The organism is Methanosarcina flavescens (genome assembly GCF_001304615.2).
Classification (GTDB): Archaea; Halobacteriota; Methanosarcinia; order Methanosarcinales; family Methanosarcinaceae; genus Methanosarcina; species Methanosarcina flavescens.
Window position 1 is genome coordinate 976933 of the sequence record NZ_CP032683.1, and the last position, 23489, is coordinate 1000421.

The following is a 23489-nucleotide window of genomic DNA, read 5'->3' on the forward strand; positions in this document are numbered from 1 at the left end:
ATTGGAACCCGACAATGAAATATAATTAAGTAATGAAAATTTATCAAGTTAATTATCTGAACATAGAATGTAAAGCATAACCCTAATTACTGAGATAAAATTCAGAAAATATACTCAGAACTGTATTAATTTTAATTAAAAAATTATAAATAGATTATTTCGTAAAAGACATTTTAGCTCTTTTTTCAGGCAAATTGAAGCATTTAAAGACTTTTTAAACTAAAACACAGAAGTGGTTTTGTCTAGCAAAGATTGTAAAAATTTTCATTTAGTTGTGCCTAAACTCAGGGAAATTAAACCTTTAAAAAGCCGACTTACTAAAATAAGCTCCTGTACGGTCTCCAATGATATGCGAATTCAGTATGCACACTTCAGTATTAAGTTTTCAATTTGAAAATCCAGTCTATTTTCAGCTAAAAAAGGAGCATTTCAGGAGAAAAGCCCTGAAAGCGTTTATTCATCAGTCAGGCAATTAAAAAATAGAATTAAAAAATAACATAAAAGATGTTATTTAAGCCTGTAAGGGATCCGTGCACCCTGAGGGATCGTATGGATATATTCCTTTCGGAAATCGGGGTTGCGCATCATGCAATAAGCAGCATCCTTTCTGTAGGCATTATGCTTACCCATACGCTTCCAGATAGCTTCCAGGGAGTCTTCACAGATATTTCCAAAAGAGAGAGGAGTGTAGGCGCACGGCATAACTTCCCCGTCCGAAGCAATGTGCATCCAGCGTTTACCCGCAAAACAACCGAATAAGCTGGGACCCATAAAATATGGGAACGCGGTAACTCTAGGACCCTCAGATCTGGAATTCATTGATTTCTGGAATCTCTCAAGTCGTGATACATCTTTCTCAGTTATGACCTCATCCTCATGATCAAGCCAGCGTCCGACTGCAATTATCTCATAGAGGGAGAGCTCATGCATCTCAAGATCAACTGCAAGGTTATAAAATTCTTCAAGGTCATCGATATTGTGAGGGGAAACGACCACAAACATATCAGTAAGGATTCCGGCAGTTTTTGCATTCTTTATTCCGGCAACCGCATCCCTATATGCCCCCTCTCGTCCCCGAATGCGATCGTGTTCGGCCTCAATTGGGCTGTCTAGGCTGACTCTTAAAGCATAAAGACCTGCTGCTTTGAGCTCCCTTGCCCTTTCTTCGGAAAACCTGAAACCTGAGGTAAAACAGGTAGCAATTGCCCTTGATTTATCCACTCTAGTTACCATCTCAACAAGGTCATTTCGGAGCATGGTCTCCCCTCCATCGAAAGAGATAAGATAAGACCCCAGATCCAGGCTCTGGTTCACAGCCCCGGAAATCTCATCCAGGGTCAATTCCCTTTCGGGCTTAATATCGGCTGCTCCACAGTGAATACAGCGATTGGGACAGCGGGCAGTAATTCCTATTGAGAGTTGATCAGGAACTCTTTTTTTTCTGATGGCTGCGATCTCAGCACTTATCACACGACTGAAAACAGGCCCCGGAATAGGTGGGATCCATGTAGAAAAAATAATCTCGTTCTCATTTACTGAGATGGGTTTTTCTTCTGCAAAGATGGTGTTTATGCGCTTGAGGAAGGGTTTTGCAAGCTGGGAAAGAGGACCTTCTGCATCAAGCACCATTTTCTCGTTTTCTGTACTGGCATTTACCTTAAGCACCGGACTATCATATACTCGCATGGACACACCTGGTAAAGTTAGTAGCAAAAATTGGAAGATTTATTAGATTTGATAAATACTAAATGATATCATTTTCCCATTTTACATCAGAAAATTCGGCAGAGTACAATTTATTTTTCAGGAAGAGCTGAGCGATTAAATGTTCTCAAGCATATCTACAGTTATATAATCGGTAATCTGGAAAAGCTTATCCCTTGCCGGGCATGCTTTAAATGTCAGAAGTGTCTCTTTTGCCGCATTAACGTGCAGCTTTACAGCATCTATGGACTTTTGTATTGCTTCTTCTTTTGGCATGCTCGTAATATACACGTGCGGCAGGGTTTGAGATGTGAATTTTGATTCCTTGCCTTCAACTACTTCCAAAAACTCAAGAATATCATCAACAATTTGATATGCCATCCCTAGAGAGTTTCCAAAGAAATTAAAACGCCCTGCTAGAGCCTCGTCAGCCCCTCCAGTACATGCCCCTATGGATGCGCTGATTGCAAATAGAGAAGCCGTTTTCTTGTAGATGCACTCGAAATAGCTGCTTTCCCCGAAATCATCCCTATCGAGTCTCAAATCAAGAACTTCTCCTTCAGCCATATCCATCCCAGCCCTTCCAAAATCTCTGACGACTTTCTTGCCATAAGGAGAAATTAACTCGATGGATTTTGCAATTAAATAATCACCACAAAGGAGCGCTTTAGAAGGACCAAATTTTTCAGGAGCAGTAGGCAGATTTCTTCTAATAATCCCCTGATCCAGGAGGTCATCATGGATGAGAGAAGCCGAATGCATCATTTCGACAGCAAGAGCTGCATTAAGGCTTTGATAATACGTGCCTGAACAGATCTCACTGGATAGGAGGAGGATAATTGGACGGATTCGCTTTCCTCCGGTATTACAGACATGTTCTACCATTTTTTTTAAGCTAGATTCCTTCATTTGATTAATGAAGGCACTTATTCCGGATTCAACATATCTGTATTCTTCCCACTCTTCGATATTCATCAATATTACTCCGTATACCTGGACGGGCGTTCAATAATGATTTCATTGCTTCAAACTTAGGCTCAGAAACATAGTTCAGCTAATACTTACATGTTTTCCTTCAGCAAGGTTGGGGGAGAGTTATGTGTATATTCTAGATAAACTTTAAAGTTCTCATTGTTTTCGTCCCTGGGTTTGAAAGCTGTCAGTTTGGGAGCTATCCCGAGGTCGCATATTCAGCAGTATCTGCAATTTATTCTCGTTTCCTTGAGTTTTACCTTTGCCCTATATAGAGTTGGGGGCAAGGTAGAACTTTAGCTATTACAAAATGACTATCCAGAGGCCAAAAGTCTCTCATTTCCATAAATAACACGCCGGCGATAAAAAAGTGCAAGCAGTGTTTTATTTCTTATTTATTTAAAACTCGTATAACATGATCATTACATTAACTTTTTGTTAGATTCTAATATTTTATTAGTTATAAAAAGATGATATAATATATTTCCAAAACCATGTAAAGAAACTTCATATACCTAAAACCGTGTAAAGAAACTTCACCTTTATCCCTGTAGTCGGGATAAAATTGTTGTTACACTTCAAATGTTAGATTAGTTTGAGTATCAATATACATTCCTTTTGTAAGAAAGATACAAAAGAAGAGTATTTTTATTTAAAAATTAATAAAAAAATGGGAAAATTGGCAGAAACCTTGAGTTTAACAGAGTAATAAAATAATATTGTCCAGAGTATATTTAAGAGAATATACTCTGAAATATATGTGTTGAAAAAATCCGTTATATTTGAAAAGCAGGTTGACAATAAGATAAAACACTGTATATAAAATTAAAATATATAATATTAGGTACATAAAATAAGACGTTTACGTATCTGTTACCAGCAAACTGAATATTAATGTCTATCACAAATGCTTTGTCAAATAATCTCTAACGAAAGCCTGCACCTACTTAATCCAGTTACTATGCAATGCCGGTTTTTGATCAAACTTTTTCTGAAAAAGTTTGTGGTTAAGCAAATGAAGGAACCAAAGCGGATTCGTAATCCTGAAGTGCAACATAGGAAGCGAAAAAAATATATATGAGAAATACCTCTAGATGTGTTGCAATTCGCGTTGATGGTCTAGCGGCTATGACTTGGGCCTTCCAAGCCCAAAACCCGGGTTCGAATCCCGGTCGACGCATTTAACCTTTCTCAAAGAAAAGAAAACTAAATTACTCTTTTTCTTATTTTCATATTGAACTAAACCCACTAAATAAATCGGACGTTAGTGCGAGGGTTGCCCAGCCAGGTCAAAGGCGATGGGTTTAGGACCCATTTTCGTAGGAATTCGTGCGTTCGAATCGCACCCCTCGCATTCTTTTCACAGAAGGCTATTATCAACCATTCATGCTGGATTTTTTGCAACATTTATTGGACAGAGGAATATCACTCATGAGAGCTTCTCGGTAACAGGAGACCTGCTTTTAAAATATATAATTAAGTATTTATTTATATGATTAATATAATTGTTTAAATTGGGGTAAATCCATAAAACATGGGGAAGGTGAAAAGGCATGAGGGCAAGTGCTAGCAGTATGCAGGAAATTTTTAGAGATATGAAGTTTCCAATGACAAAAGATCAAATTCTAGAGCAGGCAAGAAGTAAGAACGTCTCCAGTGACATAATGGAAGATTTGCAAATGATTCCTGACAGGGAATACGAATCAGCCGATTCCTTAATTAGAGCGATGGAAGCAGCCAGCCAGCAGGTCGGCGGAGGTGGAGGAGGGAAGAGTCAGTCATTCGGTGGGTCCGGCACTGGTGAGACAGGCGGAGGTGGTCCGTCAGAGGGAGGAAGCAGCCAGAGTTTTGGAGGAAGAGGAGGAGCATAAGTCTAACTTTGCAACTGGTCAATTCTAGAATTTTAGGTACTTTACATGAAATATGAATTGTAAAATAGATCGGATTTACCCCTGATCGATGATAATTGCACAAATATAAATGATTCTCAAGAATGATTGAACAAGTATAAATGGCTCTCAAGAATAATTACACAAATATGAATGATCCTCAATATTAACTTCTTATTCTTTAATTACCTCAATATTATTCTATCGGAATTTCCTCACAATGTTTTTCTATGGGAGGTTTCAAAAATTTTCTTGAGAAATAGAGACAGGTTTTTGTCCTGCTATATACCTCTCTGAACCTGTATATTCAACAAGTTTTCCCTCTTCCATTACCGATATTGAGCCATGTCCGCAGCAAATAAGACATTTCCTGCCTTTTCCAGCAAGTTTTTCATCAATTTCGGAAATAAGAGAAAAAAGAGTTTTTCGTTCCTCTCGTGCAAGCTTGCTGTCAACATTCACCGACGTCATAAGGTAATCAGCCAGAATGTTATATTCCGTTCTATCAGGGCTCAGACTTCTGAAATTGATCAATGCATCTTCGGGAAAAAGAAGCCCCTCATCCGGGCAAAGATAAAATACCTCTCCATGCATGTGCCCGCCTATACCTTCAAGAGCTTCAAACTCCAGATCGCCTATCCTGAATCGAGCAACGACAGGGAATGAACCCCGCTTTTCAATTGACTCAGTTGACGAGGAAATTTCAGGAAAGAGAACTATGTTTTCAGGGGGAGTAAACCTGGAAAACAGGTTTATTATCTTCGTATAAACCTCTTCCAGAATACAATCCTGGCTGCTTGAGCCGTAGGCTCTGCTGGTCTCCCGAGTGATCAGAAAAGTCTTATGGTTAAGATAGGATGGCGCAGGAAAAAGGCCGGCAGCCCCACAATGATCGGCATCGGCATGCGTTATGTAAATTCTTTTGAGCAAGCTCAGATCCCCAAGCCCATAATACTGGAGCATATTCACAACATCCTGGAAATAAATTCCATATCCAGTGTCAATCATGACCCTTTCAGAGGGAGTATCGAAAAGATAGATATTTCCCCCGCAAGGAGGTTGAAAACAGAAAAGTTCAATATCGTCTTTGATTTTGATCCTCTGTACATCTGCATAAAAGTTATCTCCTGAAGTCCGGTTAAGGCAATCTCCTACTTTCAGGATATTCTCAAAAACCTCAATAGGATCTTTCTGAAGGTTTGAAAGCTCCTGAGCAATGTGATTAATATCGTGCAAGAATCTCATCAAAAAATCATCTTCTGCACTCCCTATAAACGACCTGAGCTTCTGGGCGAGCCGAAGATAAAATACCGTATCATCAAGTTTCTCCCCGGTTGTATCGTACTCTAAAATTTCGAGCCTGTACCTGGATTTGAGCTGGTTCAGGAGGGCATCGATCATATCTGGATTTTCAATGTTAAGACCCACGACAAGCCTTTCAGGATGCTGTCCTCGATCGTCAAAATCAAGAAAAGTAATGTTTGCTTCTGCTGAAGTGATATAATTCAGAAGATCAAATAAAGCCCCAGGACAGTTAGGAAGATAGATATGGAATTTGAGGAAGGCTACGGGTTGAAGGGAAGTCTGAAGATAGCCTATTTTTTCCAGCTCCTCACGGATTTTTTCATAAGCCTGCGGAGCAGCAGTCACCTCAAAAAAAACAGTGTACATATCTATCCTGCGGTCGTACTGAATCCTGTTAATATTTCCTTCGTACCGTGTAATGATTTCGGCTGCCCTATGCAGCGCCCCCGGTCTGTCAGGCATGCGGGCAATAAAAGAGAACTGTTCCATTGGATATCCCCTGATTAAATATCCTAATTTCTCATAACTTAGATAAAATCTTTTTTACATTAAGCTTTCCTGTTAGCAGCAGAGAAGATTAAGGTTAAAATCGAGTTGAAATTGAGGATTAAAAGTAAGGATTAAAAGTGAGATTTAAAGAAGTTTAAATCTGCAATTTAAGACTAGGACTTAAAACTCAAGCACAAGGGCAGAAAGTCCCAAAACTTCAAAAGTTTCAATGACCTCTAAAAGAGGGCTTTTATTCCTATAAAAAAGATGAGAACTGCACATACAGTCCGTGCATCCGAAACCTGAAACAAAATTTCCTCCGATCCTGCTGGCAAGCGCGCACTCAAGCTGCGAAGAAGTAAAGGCGTAAACCGCTGAAACCAGCCTGAAAGCAGGACTCAGGTGAAGATAATCTACATGCCATTTTGGGTTTCGGTCCTTGTTCCTGGAGAGGTTAATGTGCCTCTTTACCCTTTTAAGACCTCCCGGACCCAGAGCCGAACCCACATAGATATGAAATCCTGCATGGAAAAAGAATTCTCCCTTTTTACCTACCTCAAACTTGCATGCCCGATTCTCAAATATCAAACAGTAGACGCCTTTCCCGGAAAAAATATCCTTCTCAGAGTGATTATTTTCCTCTAAGTGAGCAGTTCTCTCGGAACAATCAATTTTCTCGGGATAAACGTTTTCTTCGGAAAAGAACATCTCAAGACTCCTATTTTTATCTCAAAACCTGAATCAAATCTCAAGACTTTAATTTATCTCCTGAGACCTGAAAATACTTCTCAAGCAGAGGCTCTACTGTTTTCTCCAGTTCTTTTTTCCACTTAAGCGCTTCAATCCAGGAAACGGGTATGGCATCAATTCCAAGCCTAGCCCCAAGAATGCCCCCCGCAACGCCCCCAACCGAATCCGAATCCCCTGTAATATTCACTGCAGTCTGTACTGCTTTTTTGTAGTCATGAGGATAACGCAGTATGCAGAAGTACGCCAGGGCAAAAGTCTCATCAGCATACCAGCCCTGCCCAAGTTTCCTCAAGCCTTCCTCGTCTTTGATGTCACTATAAGCCGTTTTATAAGAACTTTCCAGGGCATGAGTGAATTCCTCAGAGATTCCCTGAGTTACCTCAAAAAGAGGTTCAAACATATCCCCGGGTTCCACCCCATCAAGGGCAAGTTTAACTGCATATGCTCCTGCAAGGGAAGCAGCTTCTGCGACCGGATGGGAGTGGGTTATTCTGCCCGAAATCAGGGCAACTTTAACCAGCTTTTGAGGATCATTCTGGAAAACAAAACCGAGAATCCCAGCCCGCATAAGGCTCCCACAGGTTTTGGATCTGAGACCGGATTTGCTCCAGGGAATCCCATCCTTAAGGCTCAGGGCTGCCCCTCTGGTAGTCGCCCCTGCTCCCAGATCAGGCTCATCCAGCCAGAATACAAGCTCCTCTGCTATCCTGTCCATAAGCCCGGGAATTTCAAGCTCAGCCCCCCTAAGTAGCCCTCTGGCAAGTACAAGCATCAACTGAGTATCATCGGTCCAGGGGGAATCAGACGAGAGTTCAAGAATTCCTTTCTCTCCATACGTACTTTTGATTTGTTCAAGAGTTAGGTGTTCTACCGGGCGCCCGAGAGCATCAGCGCAGGCTGTGCCGAAGAGGTAGCCACGCAGCTTTTTTTCAATATCTGACACATCTGGCAGTTTTTCTGTTCTCATGATTTTAATCCGCTTCCTCTAGTTCCAGCTTATAAGTATTAGGCGTATCAAAGAAAAAACATCGTATTGAGGTAGATCAGGCAATCATTGAAAAAAGAGTGGAAAAACAGATAGAGTAAAGTTTAGAGATTTATCTGACAGGTTGAACTGTAAAAGGAAATGTAGTAGAGATAAGATCAAAGATTTAAAAGTATATAATAAAAACTGATTTGAAGAATTAGAAATTTTGCATGAAAAGAAATTAGCATAAAGAAAATTCAGTACAAAGAGGTTATAAAAAAGTTCAGTATAAAGAAGTTATAAAAAAGAATAGTGCTCCAATGGGGATTTGAACCCCAGTCGCAGGAGTGAGAGTCCTGAATGATTGGCCGAGCTACACTATTGGAGCATTCTGTTATCTGTTATTATGCTTTGCCTCACAGGCAGCATATCTTCAAGTAATTTATAAAATATAAACCTTTCGTTTGACTTTTTAAAGAATAAGGAATTGCCGGCAGGATTTTCAGCCTTCCGGCGTGCTTGAGAAGAACTTCTCTAGAAGCTTTCCTTAAACTTAAAGGGTAGTTTTGCTTCTATTTGACTTTCTAAGATCAAGTTCCCAGGGCCGATTATACGAACATAGCCTGAGGAATTGTGGGTTCCTCGGTGTTTACAACTTTTTCGTACGCTTTCAGGAAGTCAGCCATTGTAATCTGTTTACCGCGCCTGCGCAGCACAAAAATTCCGGCTTCCTTGACAATAACGCTGATATCTGCCCCGCTCATGCCTTTCATGATTTTTGCGAGTTTCTCGAAGTCCACGTCGTCTGCAAGATTCATTTTCCGTGTGTGAATTTTAAGGATTTCGACCCTTCCTTTCTCATCAGGGAGCGGAACCTCGATAGATCTGTCAAACCTGCCGGGCCTGAGAAGAGCAGGATCAAGCAGGTCAATTCTGTTGGTTGCAGCAACCACTTTTACATTGCCTTTAGGATCAAAGCCGTCCATCTCCGCAAGGAGTTGAAGCATTGTCCTGTTTACCTCGGCAGAGCCACTTGTTCCGTCGTAAGTTCTCATGCTGCCGACAGCATCGATCTCATCTATGAAGAGGATACTCGGGGATTTGTCTCGGGCAAGCTGAAAAATATCTTTGACAAGCCTTGAGCCCTCACCTACGAATTTCTGGACCAGATCAGAACCCGACATCCTGATGAAGGTTGCTTTTGCCTGAGAGGCTATGGCTTTTGCGATAAGAGTCTTGCCCGTTCCCGGCGCGCCGTGGAGCAGAACACCTGAAGGGGGCTCGATTCCAAGTTCCTCGAAAAGCTCGGGCTCGGTAAGCGGAAGTTCAACGCTTTCTCTGACTTCCTGGAGTACCTCGTCAAGCCCACCAATCATGCTGTAGTCCACACCAGGCGAGTTAATGAGTTCCATAATCTGAGCCCGAACATCGGCGGCCCTGCTGACTATGGAGATAATTGAGTATGCCCCGTTTACCGCAACTCTCATACCGGGCTCGATCTTTCCTACATATTCTTCAGGAATCTGGGTGAGAACTTCCTGGTTGTTCCCATGCTGCCTTATAAGCGCAATTTCCCCGTTTACCTCAAGAATAGTTGCAATAAAGAGAGGGGGCTCGGTAAGTTGCTCCAAATGAGCTTTCAATTTATTGATCTCCTGGAGGTGTCTCCCTGTTGCCACACTTGCCTCAAGAAGCCGGGCCTTCATGTTTTCATTCTGGACCCTCATGATTTCTATTTCGGTTAAGAGGGACTTCACATCTTCAGCATTGATCTTCCCGCACTCAAGCTGGAACTCTACCCTTGTTTTGATATCTTCCAGAGAAGATCTTATTACACTGTCTTCTGACATCTGAAAACACCTTTTTTATCGCATGAAATTGAGTTTAGATATGGTTTAAAGATTAGTTTACTCGGAATTATTGATTTGCGAACACTGATTTGATGGCAAGCTGCTTACGGATTTGTTATTCAACTTCGCAATCAGTTAATTAGCCATAGCCAGTTAACCAGTAAAGTTTAAGCGTTATTTCTCGTAAAGGCTGTCCGCCTGTATATTAGATCTCAGTTAGATCTCAGGGTTATTACATTCTCTCTCGGCTTCTACAAGAAGTAAGCCTGAGAAACGGGAAAACAGGGAAGAATCCATTTTCATAAAAATCCCCCGTTATAGTAAGATTTACACACATATCAAAGGTTAAAATGGCATTTAAAAGGTACTCTTGACTTTCACAGTATATATTAATGCCGGGAATTTATATACATACATAAATATAAAAAGGGTATATATAAGTTCCTGCGACATCAGTGGCCTGTTTAATATTCTTGATGAGGATCTATCAATTTTTCCATTAAATTGCTTTTGGACGCTTTCTGAGATCTGTCGATTTTTGTGTTCCGCTCAGTTTTCATATTCTATTTTTTCTATATTAGGTCTACTGTCGCATTTCCCAAGTATCAGTAAATTTCCGGGAAGGACAGAAGATATAAACTTTTTCCGAATGGGAGAGGAAGGTATTGCCGGAAGAATATATCCTTTTGTAAACCATCAAAACACACTCGACAGTCTTCTTTCCTCCGGAGGTAGATATCGGAACATTATATAATATTTATCGGATTGAATTGAAAAGCGAATGAAGTAAGCTACATATGTAAAAAGTACAGAAGAAAGATTTAAGAATGAGAGCACTATATCATTCCACATGCGTACATCGCAAGATTTTCTAAGAGCAGGCGCAGCAGTCACATTCATTGGCTTCATTATATTACTATTAGGTATAGTCCTTACTATCTTCCAACGTTCTGCAAGCAGCCAGATGGGCGGATTGATAATGATAGGCCCAATCCCAGTTGCTTTTGGCTCCTCTCCTGAAATAACAACAAATATGCTGGGGCTTGGATTAATAGTTTCAATTCTCTATCTATTCCTATGGAAAATGAAACATTGATTGAAGGAAATATGCTTTTTTCAATTGGAATTCTCGTAATACTTATAGGGTTTCTGCTGATTCTTATCGGTATAGCTCTTAGCCTGTACCAGGAATCCAAATCAACACAGTCACACTCAAACAGGACAGACGCATTCGGGAGAAAAACCCGTTTTGAAAGCACTCCGGATTCTGAAACTCCATTTAATGAATGGTCCCCTGCAAAAGAGAGTAAAACCGAAATCAAAACTGGCGGAGTAATTATGATCGGCCCGATTCCCATTATTTTCGGAAGCGATAAAGAAGGTGCCAAAACCGCCGCAATCCTGGCAATAATATTAATGCTCCTTAGCCTGCTAATCCTCAGAGCTTCTTTCTAAACCCTGCTATTCTCCCGCATTTTTCTACCTGAGTGCTTACGTTTAATTTACCAGACTTTATACAACCTGAATGATTCTAGTCACTCGAACCTTAATAACAACCGGCACAGAAAAAAAGTCTCAATTTATAGCCACGGCGAGTAGTGAGAAATATAGGAAAATTCTGTCTCACAAGCCTTTTTGAAAAGGTTTGAGTGAAAACGATGTGATGGCGTAATCAAACCGGACAACGCAAACTTTTTCAAAACCCATTGACCCGAAACCTTTGCCCTGCGGTCGTTTTGCCGGTCGATCACGCCGACCATGCGGTCATGACGTTTTCTTTCAAGCCTTCTCAAAAAAAGGCTTGGAACAAAAAGTTATTAATGGTTAAACCCGAATCAGGGCTTTATGTTTACGATAATCACAGGCGCGCAGTTCGGTGATGAGGGAAAAGGCAAAATTGTTGACCTTCTTGCAAAAGATTACGACATTGTTGCCCGCTTCCAGGGAGGGAACAACGCGGGCCATACGGTCAGGGTAGGAGATGAGGTTTACAAACTGCACCTGATCCCTTCAGGTATTCTGCTTGATTCCAGAGTTCTGATCGGGCCTGGGGTTGTCCTTAATCCTGAGGTTCTTGCCGAAGAAATCACAATGCTTGAAAAGCACGGCATAAAAGTAAATTCCAGAAAACTAGGAGTCGATGCGAAGACCAGCATAATCATGCCCTATCATATAGAGCTTGACGGGCTAAGGGAAGCTTCCAGGGAAAAGAAAATTGGAACTACAAAACGCGGAATAGGGTATGCTTACATCGATAAAGTAGCAAGAGACGAATTCCGCATGGCTGAACTTGTAAACCGCGAACGTTTTCTTGCAAGACTTGAAGAACTTGCTCCCCAGAAAGAAAAGGAAATAGCAATAATGGGAGGAAATCCTAAAATCGTCCGAGATCCTGCGCTAATAGAGAGATACCTTGAACTTGGCAAGCAGTTTGCCACTTATATAACAGATGTCTCCAGAGAAATCAACAAGGCTCTTGATGAAGGAAAACACGTAATGGCTGAAGCTGCCCAGGGAACTCATCTCGACGTCATACACGGAACCCAGAAATTCGTAACATCTTCTTCTACAATTGCAGGTTCTGCCTGTGCCAACCTCGGAGTCGGCCCTACAAGAGTGGATAATGTGATTGCTATAGTAAAAGCATACATCACAAGGGTAGGCGAAGGCCCACTTCCTACAGAGCTTACAGGCGAACTTGGAGAAAGAATACAGAAAGCTGGAGGAGAATTTGGGACAACTACAGGCAGGAGCAGAAGATGTGGATGGTTCGATCTGCCTCTGCTGAAGAAAGCTATTGCCCTAAATGGCTACACCGAGATTTCACTTACCAAACTGGACGTACTTACAGGACTTGATCCAATCCGGATCTGCACAGGCTACACACTCAGAGGAGAAAATATCGACTATCCTCCCGAACTTACCGAGGATCTTGCCGAGTGCACGCCTGTTTACGAGGATCTTCCAGGCTGGGAAACTGACCTCACCAAGGTAAAATCCTACAAAGAACTTCCGGAAAACGCCAAAAACTATGTTACAAGGCTTGAGGAACTCATGAAAGTGCCCATTAATTATATCTCCGTAGGTCCGGGCAGGGCACAAACCTTCAAAAAAGAATGATCTTATTCTGCAAGCTTGCATCATGAGTTACAGAAAAATGAATGCGAAATATAGGGTATGTAATAATATTACATATCCAGCTTATTTATAACCTAATTAGCTTATTCGTAATCAAATTATATAACCGACTTCGCTTACTTATAATCTAAATTATTATAACCAATTTCGCTTTTATAACCTGTTTATTACCAGATTCTAATTCGTTTTCTTGCTATTTAAGTCGTTTTGAGCCAGATTATCTTTTTCTATTACTGTAAATCTCATAGTGAACTCTGTGCCGTCATTACTTCTCAATTCAGACTCCCCATCCAGATGATCTACAAGGGAAGTTAAAAGCTGCATGCCAAGCTAACTATTCATTGACCCAGTTTCGCAAGTCATTAAGCTGATCTACAAGGGAAGTTACAAGCTGCATGCCAGGACTATCAAGGTTTTCGATATTCTGGGAGATTCTTTAAAAACTGAGAATAAAGCGCCAGACCAGATACGGTATTTTAAATTTTGTAATTATTATAACACATTCTTTTTGATTTTTCAGAATAAGTTATTGTAATTTGACTACCGAAATTATCGGACAAACTGCGAATATTTAAATAAATTTCCACTATAATTATATTAGTTTTTACCCCCAGATGGCTAAGATAATTCTCAAAGTAGTGGCAGGATAATAGTGAAAGTATACAGAAAAGGTTTCGTAGTTCAATGTAGACCAGACTTAATCAGCTTTACCTTCATTCTGCAACAGGGTCAGTAAGAGTTTGTCGAGGGTATAGATGGGATGTTCTCCTATCAAGCGTGAAAGGAGCCATCCAAGGGTTGCAGCCACTATATAAAACAAATACTGGATTATGAGGAATTTACATGCTAAGACCTTCTGAACGAGAGGGAATTCGCGAAGCGTGGGATATACACAAGAAGCATACCTTGTCCAGCAGCATTATCGACAAGATGGTCATACGGGATAATGAGCTGGCATTCATAACGCAAGAGGATGGCGAGATCCCTATCATAGAAAACTATGGGTATGGCCTCTACTATCATGACTGCAGATACCTGAGCGGTTTTCACATAAGACTCATGGATGTGCCTCCGACACAGGTTCTATCCAGTGATGAGAGAGGTTTTATATCGACGCTTATAGTCACCAACCCGGAAATGAAAGATTGCACAGGCACCGTCATCGCTAAAGAAACGCTCCTCGGCATTATGACCACGACTATACCTGGCTGCATCCAGCAAAGCCATACTATCCGGAACTTTAACACCTTCCCCGTAACATTGGAACTGAATTTTGAGTTCGATGCAGATTTTGCAGATATGTTCACCATCAGGGGTATTGTCCCTCCTACAGCTGGAAAAGTGTTACCAGCCAGATTCGATGGTAAAAAACTTTATTTATCCTACGAGGGAGAGGACAGGCTTCGCCGCAACACGATAATCGCATTTGACCCATTGCCTACGAAGGTAGAAGGGAAAATATGCACCTTCGAGCTGAATATAACCTCACACGGGTTACAGACCATTAATTTAGAAATCTCTGTCGAGGAAATTAAACCTGGTCAGGAACCTGAACGACCAGTAAAAACTCCTGATGAGCGAATAAACCAGATTATAGGATCCCACACCGCTGCTCTTGAATACTGCAACAATATACCGACCAGCAACAACATTTTCAACAGCATCATGGCTCGCTCGCTGGCTGACCTGAACATGATGCGTATGAGCCTTAATGGAGATGTATTTCATGCCGCTGGGATACCCTGGTACGACACATTATTCGGGAGAGATAGCATTATCTCGGCACTCCAGATATTACCTTTTGATGCAGAGCTGGCAAAAGGCACATTGCTGGTGAACGCAAAATTCCAGAGCAACAGCTCAGATGATTGGAGGGATCAGGAGCCCGGTAAAATAGCTCACGAATTGAGGCGTGGAGAACTGGCGAACCTGAACCTGATTCCTCAGACCCCGTACTATGGCACTGTGGACGCCACGCCCCTGTTCCTTATCCTCCTGACCGAATATGTGAATTGGACAGGGGATATCGAACTGGTCAAGCTGCTGGAAAACAATGTGGATCGGGCGCTTGAATGGATCGATGTTCACGCCAACATGGAAGGAAATGGCTTTATCTACTATGCGGTGAAATCCCCATTAGGTATTTACAATCATGGTTGGAAAGACTCTCCCGACTCTATCAGCCGTTCAGATGGAACTCTGGCAAAACAACCTATTGCCGTTGCCGAAGCACAGGGATATGTGTATATGGCAAAAAAAGGACTCGCACCGCTTTTCAGACGGATAGGTCGAAAAAGCGACGCTGCCAGACTGGAGAGGGAAGCAGAGGAACTGAAAGAAAGGTTTAACCGTGAGTTCTGGATGGAAGACAAGCAATTTTTCGCCCAGGCACTGGATGCTGACGGCGTGTGCGACGTGATATCATCTAATCCAGCGCAGTGTTTGTGGACAGAAATCATTGATCAAAGATACGCAAAATGTCTGGTCAACAGGATCTTCAGAGACGATATGTTCACCGAATGGGGGATTCGCACGCTGTCCTCGAAGGAGAAGCGATACAACCCTCTAGGCTATCACAACGGCACGGTCTGGCCTCATGACAATGCGATAATTACTATGGGCTTGAGAAAGTACGGGTTCATCAAAGAGATGTCCTTATTATTTACAGGCATGTATGAGGCGGCAAGAGAGTTCGACGACTTCCGTCTGCCGGAATGCTTTGGTGGGCTGACGCGCTCAGAGTATGGTATCCCTGTTAAATACCCGGTAGCCTGTAGCCCGCAGGCGTGGGCATCCGGTGCCATACCATTTATGTTAACCGCCTGCCTGGGCATAACTCCTGATGCTCTGAATAACCGGCTAATTATCAATAGACCTCATCTGCCTTCATGGCTGGATAACGTGCAGTTCAACAACGTGAAGGTTGGCAACACTTTGACGGATCTGAATTTCAGGCGCGTTGAAGAAGAGACACTGGTTAACGTATCCAAGAGGAGTGGGGATATTAATGTGCTCATAAAGTATTAACGCCGGAACTGAACGGAAAGAAATTGAAGAAAACAGAATTAACAATAAAATCAGGGGGGGGGGCATATGGCAAAAACATCAATGTAACCATAAGCGTCTGCCTCATACCGGAAAAATAAAGGAATTTTTCTGATCCAAAAGCATGTCATTTAAGTTTATGGATTATGATCTCTCCACCGAGAGCGAGAAAATAAGAAAATCTGAGAAACTCGAACTGGCAACCAGTCAGGCTTAAAGAGGGGGTTATCATGGAAAGAGACATAAACCTTTTTTCACAGTATAAGATGGGCGATCTCATACTGCCAAACCGTATAGTAATGGCGCCAATGACTCGCAACCGCGCAGGGGATGGCGATGTTCCGGTTCCTTTGATGGCTACTTATTATGTGCAGCGAGCCTCTGCCGGCATGATTATCACCGAGGGTTCGCAGGTTAGCCCACAAGGAGTGGGCTACATTCATACACCAGGTATTTACTCTGCAGCACAGGTCGCTGGCTGGAAAAAGGTGACGGACGCCGTCCACCAGGCTGGCGGCAGGATTTTCATCCAGCTCTGGCACGTAGGGCGAATCTCTCACCCCGACCTCCTGGGGGGCGCTCTGCCCGTTGCACCATCCGCGCTACCAGTCGAAGGTACTGTCCACACGCCAAGTGGAAAAAAGCCAATACCAGTACCCAGGGCTCTTGAAACCAACGAAATACCGGACATCGTCAGACAGTTCCGGCAGGCAGCAGAAAACGCCAAAACGGCGGGTTTCGATGGCGTAGAAATTCATGGCGCTAACGGCTACCTCCTTGACCAGTTCCTGCGGAGCGGATCTAACACGCGAACTGATGAGTACGGCGGTAGCCTTGAGAACCGTGCCCGTCTGCCTCTTGAAGTCGCAAAAGCTGTAATTGAGGTATGGGGTGGCAACCGTGTTGGCTATCGCATCTCTCCTCACAATACCGGTCATTCTATGTCGGATGCTAATCCAAGGGAAACATTTTCCTATCTCGCCAGAGAGCTTAACAAAATCGGCATGGGGTACCTTCATCTAATCGAGCCTATCGGAGGCAGGATGGGGTTTGTGCCACCCAAAACACGGCTTGGGCCTACCCTGCGCAAAATTTTTGAAAGGACGCTAATACTGAACGGCGGCTATGATCTCCAGAGTGGAAACGAAGCTATTGCCAGCGGCGAAGCCGACCTGATATCTTTCGGGGTACCATTCCTCGCAAATCCTGACCTGCCGGAGCGTTTCAGGCAAAATGCGCCGCTAAACGAGCCAGACGTGGCTACATTCTACGTGGGCGGCGAGAAAGGCTACACGGACTATCCGACACTGACCGATAGATGATGATTAAAAAGGTTTTACTGTAAGTCTGCGAGGATGGATAGTTTACAGGTTCTACATTAGCTGAAAAAAATCTCATATCTCGAAGATTTTGCACAACTGGTGCTGACCTTCGGACTGGTCTCAGAGCTTACTGAAAATTTATCCCAACCCCGCAGACTATAGAGAACTCTCTTATTTTTCTTTTAACAAATTACATTGCTAATTTTACATCACATAGTGCCTTATGGAATACTAAATACGTTTTTCATTGTGCTCAGTTTTATCTCATCACACAATTCTTTCAGTTTCACAAAAGCTGCTTTAAATTCCGGCTGCTGCCGCCATGCCTGCACGCAAGCTGGAGTTTTCCACGGACCAAATGATATAAACCGGTTCTTTTGCTCTAAATCTTGCAACAGGACAGCTCCAGTGTTACACATCTCATTAGCCTTAGTCCAGTTAGCCAGATCCGTCCAGATTTTCAGAAATTCTTCCTCTTTCCCCTGTTTCACAGACCAGATCTCAGCTGCATATATTATTTCTTTATCCCCCATTGTCTTTCACCCGTCGAATTTATATTCCCCATATAGACTTGTGAAATATATAGTTATATACTTATGGTTATTATTTTGTTCCAAAATTATTTCGCATTTCCTGTTTGATTTTCCTGAAGCCTCTTAGTTATCAGATCTTTTTTTAATTACAGGGCTCATATTTAGTAATAATAGAAATAGACAGGGCCATAAGTTCCTTATGTTTCCGTGAAAGACAACCAGCTTCAAATACTTACCTTTATAATTCAAGAAAAGAATTATAATTGCTGCAATTTCTAAAAATCGGGAATGATGCCGTTTTCTATCATTCATACTTTGATTATAGGTTTTGGAGCGAATTCGCAGATAACTCAAGCAATTTTGATAAAAAATAGGAGCCTGGGCGTAAGAATCTCTTAACGCCCCTGTTTACGCCGAAGTTCTTACGCCCTTCGCTCATCTTCCGGTTTTTGTCGATTTTCTCTTTCGCGAGCCTCGTGACAAGCTCAAGACCAGATTTGACTTCTTCGATGGGCTTCGTCTCGAACATGCCCGCGGCGACAGCCTTGGACCAGATTTCATACCCTACCCTGGTGCGGACTCAATAATGAAAACATCAACCACGTACTGATGGAGTTTCATTTTTGACTTTTATTTTAATGTCACCTTTTTTGGCATCACTTGAAAGCCCACTGTTTTCTTCAAACCATCTACAGTAATCCTCTGGGCATTGAGTTTCCGGGCATTGATGTATGTACTCCAGGACATCACTCATTTTTGCAGTAGCTAATGACACAGAAGTGTCCGCACTTCCGTAATAAATACGGAGTTCATCATCTACAACAACCCATCCGCAGGGGAAAACAACATCATTAACATCCCCACTGCGTTCATACATTTCACGCGGTCCGAAAACCCAGCCTTCCGACCTGTGGAGCACTTTTCTGGGATCCTCAAGATCAAGAAGAGCTAGCCCAAGCCTATAACTTGCTTTAGCCGTTGTCTGGCGTACTCCATGATACATAATTAGCCATCCATCAGGTGTACGTAGTGGCTGCGGGGATAATCCGATTTTTCGGGCGTCCCACCATCCACCTTCTCGAGCATATAGAAGAACTTCGTGTTCTCCCCAGTATTTCATATCTGGAGAAAAGGATATCCAGATATTTGCCTTTGCACCCGCCATACCAGATACAGGCCTGTGTAACATTGCCCATTTGCCTTTAAATCTTACAGGAAAAACAGCAGCATCTTTATTTTCAGGCGGCAGGGTAGCTCCTACCCGGTCAAAATTACGGAAATCTTCGGTAAATGCAAGAGCTGTTAATGGACCGGAATCAGAAAAAGCCGTATATGCTACAGCCCATTTTCCCATCTCGTCTATATAAGTTATACGCGGATCTTCAATGCCGTATATTTCTTCAGGGTAATTTACAGGGTCTGGCATAAAGGTTGGCTCTGGGTCAATTTCCCAGCCATCAATCCCGTTCTCACTCCTGGCTACTGTAAAGTGAGAAAAGCCTCGATGATCCTCGACACGCACCATTAATAAAGTTGTTCCATTAACTATAGCTGCTGCAGGGTTAAATACTGAGTGAGCTCGATATGGCCAATCATCGACGGTAAGTATAGGGTTTTTAATGTTCCTCTGGAACAGCTCTCCATGGTCTTTCCACATCATATCTACCTCATTCTACCTGATTTGTTAATAGCGGCTCCTTTTTGCAGAGCATGTCACTTACTTAGGTTGGACACTGTACTGAAAAATTATTTTTGAGCTCTGTAGAAATCTTCAGAATAAAAAAGCTCCAATTATTGAAATGAACTACGTCATATATTTATTTCTATATTTTTCAGCCTAATGAAGTTAATTGAAAACCTATCGAAAAATGCGTGACCTCCTATAATATTAAATTTTTTAAGGAATGTGCTCGAACCCGGTGAAATGTTATCCGGCTAAAAAAAGTTAAATAAATTTCTTAATAACTGTCTTTAAAATATATTGAAACACAGCATCAGTTGGTAGGAGTAGCGCAGTATTAGTTAGTAGAAGAAAAGATGGAAACTAACATTAATAAGGTTTTATAAATCTATTACCAGCCTTAGTAAATTTAACAAAGAGCCTCGATTTTCCAGATGGGCTCTTTGTTACCAAATTTCTTTTTAATTCCGGTAGAGTTGACGTATTCCTCATCCACCTGCCAGCCTGCGGCTGTCGAGGAAGGTGTCTCCTGCTTATGACGATGAAGCTCCATTTGGAGTGAGAATTTGGAGTGAGATATTTAATAGGCTTAAACACAGGCTTACCGATTTTAATATTCTATGTATTTTATACAAAGATCATGGCTGCCATATTCTATGTAAAAAGGATCAGTATTAAACCGTGTAGCACTTAGTCCGGTTTACTCATTCTTTTTCTTCTTATTTCTTCTCTGATCTCTGCGAGTTTACTGCGAGCATCATTATATTCGTTCCTTAGAGTATCAATGTCCGCCGGAATGGTTTTTATCCTTGCCTCTACCAGTTCCCTCATCTGTTCATCTTCGATTTCGTCAGATAATTTGCAGCTTAAATCTTCTTTAATCTGTCCTACCTCTTCGAGGTATTCATCGAATTTATCGACAAAGCCTGTCATTTTTAATTCTCTGGCTACAGTTTGCAAACTCTCTAATTCATCTATAAGAGCATCTGAACTTCTATCCAAATCGTTCATTTTCTGTTCTAATCGGGTTAATCTGGACATTATATCCTGTTCAGTTGATTCAGACAACACATTTCCCCCTAACTATTGAATGTCAAAGACACTACTTATCTAAAAATTCTTCATTATTTATTGACAACGACAGTCTTTATATTTACAAATTCCCTGAACCCATACTGGGAAAGTTCTCGCCCCACTCCGGATTTTTTCACTCCACCAAAAGGCAGCCTAGGATCGGATTTAATCATTCCATTGATAGATATAGACCCACACTTTATTCTTTTTGCGAGCCTTTCAGCTCTTTCCAGGTCTTGAGACCAGAGTTTGGCCGCGAGCCCGTATATGGTAGAATTTGCAATTTCTACAGCCTCATTCTCGTCTTCTACAGTAATTATTGGGGCGATTGGCCCGAAAACCTCGACATTGCATACTTCCATATCTATACTGGCTGCAGGGATAATAACAGGATTGAAGAAAAAACCTCTTTCAGGTTTTTCTCCGTAGATATGGGGTTTTGCACCTTTCTTTTTCGCATCTCTCAAAACCCTATCAAGACTATCGATAAATTCTTTCTTTGCAATCGGCCCTATATCGGTTTCCTCATCCATAGGATCCCCGATTTTCAATTCCTGCACGCGGCGTTCAAATGCCTTGATGAAATCCACGACAATATCCTCTACAACAATGAGCCGCTTGGCTGCGATACAGCTCTGCCCGGCATTCAGGAAGCGTGACCTTACGGCCGCCTGTGCAGCTTTCTCAATGTCAGCATCCTCAAGCACTATAAAAGGATCTGAGCCTCCCAATTCCAGCACTAAAGGCTTGATCAACCCTCCGGCAAGTTCCCCTATCTCTGAGCCTGCGCCTATACTGCCGGTGAGCGAAACTCCATCTACCAGTTCTTCCTTAATAATCTGCATGGCAGTTTTAGAGTCAATTAACAGGGAACTAAAAACGTTTTCTGGAAACCCGGCTTCAATAAAAACTTTCTCAATCTCCAGTGCCGACTTCGGCACATTTGATGCATGTTTTATAACGCATACATTCCCTGCGCACATTGCGGGCACTGCAAACCTGAAGACCTGCCAGAACGGAAAATTCCAGGGCATGATCCCGAAAATTATCCCCAGTGGCTCAAAAGTTACATAGCTCTTCTCAGCTCCTGTATCCACAATCTCATCTTTCAGAAGTCTTGCTGCGTTTTCTGCGTAATAATCACAGAGCTGGGCGCATTTTTCAATCTCATGCCTTGACTGCCTGATAGGTTTTCCCATTTCCTTAGTAATAATTTCGGCATAGATCTCAGTATTTTGCCGAAGGACACTGGAGACTCGTGTGAAATGCTTTGCCCTTTCCTCCACAGGCATTAAACTCCAAACTAAAAAAGCGGCCCTGGAATTTTCAATCCGGGCTCTACATTCCCCGAGTGAAAATGAGTCATATGTCCAGTTTACCTCTTCAGTATAAGGGTTAATTGACTTAATTTTCATACTCCCCCCGAAAAAGAGTCATTATTAGTATTGAAATTCCCAGTATTATAAATTAAGGAGAAATAAAATCTGAAGAGGAAGAAACATCTTGAGTTCAACATTAAAACCGATTTTTGGAGGAAAGAAAGCTGCCGATTAAAAATAAGAGAAGAATTATGCTCAGAGCCCACAAGGACAGGATATCCTTCACTTCAAACAAAAGATTTATTCCATAGTCTCAAAGATAACTACTCATGAATTCTAGCGATGAGGTTGTCGGTTCTTTAGGTCAGGATCTCAGGAGCGGCCAGTCATATGATTTTGCGGTAAGTCTTGGAGCAGCCTGCATAGTTGCCAGTAAAATGGAACAGAATAGCCTGAGGCTTTTTGCAGGACCTTTTGACTGGATAGTAGGATCTCCCGAAAGAGTAAACTATTTAATAAAAAATAATTTTGAGAGTTTTTTTCGGTATGAGAACCTGGAAATCGAGGGAAGGAGAGATGGGAAATTTTTAGTAAGGGACAGGTTGAACTGGCTTCTATCTGTCCATGATTTTAAGGAGCTTGGAAGTAAGATCTCCAGAAGTGAGTATAGCAAGGTAATGGAGAAATATAATCGGCGAATCAACAGGTTTTATGAATGGTGCAGAAGATCCGAAAATGCCCTGTTTGTTATTTTTGTGGGATCTGAAGAGGATCTCCAAGACGTATACAGGATAAAAGAAACAATAAGTTCTGGTTTCCCACAGCTGGATTTTGACATTTTGGTAGTTTATCTTTGCTCCGAAAAAATTTCCGAGATAAATAAAATAGACGATAATATCTACCTTGCCAGAGTATACCATGACGAGAGCAACTGGCCAGGATCGGATTTGCACTGGAAGAATATCCTCAGCCACTTTTCCATTAATTTCTCGCATAAAACGATTTATCTTTCCAAAGTGCTTCCTTTAAAGAATAATCGCCTTGATTTTAAAAATTCTCATGGTAAGCATCATGATGATAAGAACAGGTTTGTTTATCTGGGCTTATCCAACCCTGAACCTCATGGCAGGTGGTCAGTAGGAAATAAAACAAGAATAGGGTTGAAAGTAAATACAAAACCTGAAAAAATGATCGTAAAATGTGGCTCTTATAAAAATAATAGCAGTTTAGTGTATATAAATGGAAAATGTGCAGGAAGCATGGACTTTACGAAAGGCGGTTACTCCCATGAATTTGATTTAAAAGACATTGATATGGAGAACGGTTGTTTAGTTATAGATTTTATTCATGAATCTCCAATATCTCCCCTCTCTATTGGAGAATCGGCAGATTCGAGAATGTTAGCCGTTCTATTTGATGAGATAAAATTTTCCTAATGAAATTGGTTGCTG

At 41.8% G+C, this 23489-nt stretch carries 19 protein-coding genes and 3 tRNA genes; 10 read left to right on the forward strand and 12 right to left on the reverse strand.

What is annotated here, in order from left to right:
• Window positions 1-507 precede the first annotated feature (507 nt).
• Complete coding sequence (locus AOB57_RS04410) at window positions 508-1686, reverse strand: radical SAM protein (RefSeq protein ID WP_054299193.1); 1179 nt, start codon at window positions 1684-1686, stop codon at window positions 508-510.
• Window positions 1687-1821: 135 nt separating this feature from the next.
• Window positions 1822-2679: a geranylfarnesyl diphosphate synthase gene (locus AOB57_RS04415; protein WP_054299194.1), complete on the reverse strand. Its 858-nt coding sequence runs from the start codon at window positions 2677-2679 to the stop codon at window positions 1822-1824.
• Between the two features lie 1105 nt (window positions 2680-3784).
• On the opposite strand from AOB57_RS04415, the gene AOB57_RS04420 reads away from it, so the two are divergent.
• The 3 genes from AOB57_RS04420 to AOB57_RS04430 all read left to right on the forward strand — a co-directional run bounded on the left by AOB57_RS04420 (window position 3785) and on the right by AOB57_RS04430 (window position 4547).
• Window positions 3785-3856, forward strand: a tRNA-Gly gene (locus AOB57_RS04420).
• An 89-nt stretch (window positions 3857-3945) separates the two neighbouring features.
• Window positions 3946-4030, forward strand: a tRNA-Leu gene (locus AOB57_RS04425).
• A gap of 199 nt (window positions 4031-4229) precedes the next feature.
• Complete coding sequence (locus AOB57_RS04430; RefSeq protein ID WP_054299195.1) at window positions 4230-4547, forward strand: DUF2795 domain-containing protein; 318 nt, start codon at window positions 4230-4232, stop codon at window positions 4545-4547.
• A gap of 258 nt (window positions 4548-4805) precedes the next feature.
• On the opposite strand, the gene AOB57_RS04435 is transcribed toward AOB57_RS04430, so the two are convergent.
• From AOB57_RS04435 to AOB57_RS04455, 5 genes are all read right to left on the reverse strand, one after another.
• Complete coding sequence (locus AOB57_RS04435) at window positions 4806-6359, reverse strand: MBL fold metallo-hydrolase (RefSeq protein ID WP_054299196.1); 1554 nt, start codon at window positions 6357-6359, stop codon at window positions 4806-4808.
• 180 nt (window positions 6360-6539) lie between these two features.
• Window positions 6540-7067, reverse strand: coding sequence for a GIY-YIG nuclease family protein (locus AOB57_RS04440; protein WP_082384255.1), 528 nt, complete (start codon window positions 7065-7067; stop codon window positions 6540-6542).
• A 40-nt stretch (window positions 7068-7107) separates the two neighbouring features.
• A complete protein-coding gene (locus AOB57_RS04445) occupies window positions 7108-8076 on the reverse strand; it encodes an ADP-ribosylglycohydrolase family protein (RefSeq protein ID WP_054299197.1) in 969 nt (322 codons plus the stop codon).
• A gap of 313 nt (window positions 8077-8389) precedes the next feature.
• Window positions 8390-8464, reverse strand: a tRNA-Glu gene (locus tag AOB57_RS04450).
• A gap of 220 nt (window positions 8465-8684) precedes the next feature.
• On the reverse strand, window positions 8685-9926 hold the full coding sequence (locus AOB57_RS04455; RefSeq protein WP_054299198.1) for a proteasome-activating nucleotidase: 1242 nt from the start codon (window positions 9924-9926) through the stop codon (window positions 8685-8687).
• 850 nt (window positions 9927-10776) lie between these two features.
• Between AOB57_RS04455 and AOB57_RS04460 the strand changes: the two genes are divergently transcribed.
• From AOB57_RS04460 to AOB57_RS04485, 6 genes are all read left to right on the forward strand, one after another.
• Complete coding sequence (locus AOB57_RS04460) at window positions 10777-11022, forward strand: TIGR00304 family membrane protein (RefSeq protein WP_054299199.1); 246 nt, start codon at window positions 10777-10779, stop codon at window positions 11020-11022.
• Window positions 11004-11381, forward strand: a complete 378-nt coding sequence (locus tag AOB57_RS04465) for a TIGR00304 family membrane protein (RefSeq protein WP_054299200.1) — start codon at window positions 11004-11006, stop codon at window positions 11379-11381. Before AOB57_RS04460 ends, AOB57_RS04465 begins: the two co-directional genes overlap by 19 nt.
• Window positions 11382-11632: 251 nt before the next feature.
• Window positions 11633-11806 (forward strand): hypothetical protein, encoded by a 174-nt coding sequence (locus AOB57_RS04470; protein ID WP_167829542.1) that lies wholly within the window; start codon window positions 11633-11635, stop codon window positions 11804-11806.
• On the forward strand, window positions 11772-13046 hold the full coding sequence (locus tag AOB57_RS04475) for an adenylosuccinate synthase (RefSeq protein WP_054299201.1): 1275 nt from the start codon (window positions 11772-11774) through the stop codon (window positions 13044-13046). Before AOB57_RS04470 ends, AOB57_RS04475 begins: the two co-directional genes overlap by 35 nt.
• A gap of 861 nt (window positions 13047-13907) precedes the next feature.
• Window positions 13908-16091, forward strand: coding sequence for an amylo-alpha-1,6-glucosidase (locus AOB57_RS04480; RefSeq protein ID WP_054299202.1), 2184 nt, complete (start codon window positions 13908-13910; stop codon window positions 16089-16091).
• A gap of 326 nt (window positions 16092-16417) precedes the next feature.
• Window positions 16418-17431, forward strand: a complete 1014-nt coding sequence (locus AOB57_RS04485; RefSeq protein WP_264371740.1) for an alkene reductase — start codon at window positions 16418-16420, stop codon at window positions 17429-17431.
• Window positions 17432-17652: 221 nt separating this feature from the next.
• Here AOB57_RS04485 and AOB57_RS04490 read toward each other — a convergent pair whose 3' ends face one another.
• The 5 genes from AOB57_RS04490 to AOB57_RS04510 form a co-directional block, all read right to left on the reverse strand.
• The gene (locus AOB57_RS04490) at window positions 17653-17964 is read right to left on the reverse strand and encodes an antibiotic biosynthesis monooxygenase family protein (RefSeq protein WP_054299204.1); all 312 of its coding nucleotides are present in this window, start codon (window positions 17962-17964) and stop codon (window positions 17653-17655) included.
• A 595-nt stretch (window positions 17965-18559) separates the two neighbouring features.
• The gene (locus AOB57_RS04495; RefSeq protein WP_054299206.1) at window positions 18560-19624 is read right to left on the reverse strand and encodes a glycoside hydrolase family 130 protein; all 1065 of its coding nucleotides are present in this window, start codon (window positions 19622-19624) and stop codon (window positions 18560-18562) included.
• 430 nt (window positions 19625-20054) lie between these two features.
• Window positions 20055-20198 carry a hypothetical protein gene (locus AOB57_RS04500; RefSeq protein ID WP_167829543.1) on the reverse strand — a complete coding sequence of 48 codons (144 nt, stop codon included), beginning with the start codon at window positions 20196-20198 and terminating at the stop codon, window positions 20055-20057.
• 137 nt (window positions 20199-20335) lie between these two features.
• Window positions 20336-20716 carry a peptide chain release factor 1 gene (locus AOB57_RS04505; RefSeq protein ID WP_226999636.1) on the reverse strand — a complete coding sequence of 127 codons (381 nt, stop codon included), beginning with the start codon at window positions 20714-20716 and terminating at the stop codon, window positions 20336-20338.
• A 53-nt stretch (window positions 20717-20769) separates the two neighbouring features.
• A complete protein-coding gene (locus AOB57_RS04510) occupies window positions 20770-22134 on the reverse strand; it encodes an NAD-dependent succinate-semialdehyde dehydrogenase (RefSeq protein ID WP_054299208.1) in 1365 nt (454 codons plus the stop codon).
• 233 nt (window positions 22135-22367) lie between these two features.
• Here AOB57_RS04510 and AOB57_RS04515 point away from each other — a divergent pair, with 233 nt between their 5' ends.
• Entirely contained in the window at window positions 22368-23474 is a 1107-nt protein-coding gene (locus AOB57_RS04515) for a DUF1796 family putative cysteine peptidase (RefSeq protein WP_054299209.1), read from the forward strand.
• Window positions 23475-23489 lie beyond the last annotated feature (15 nt).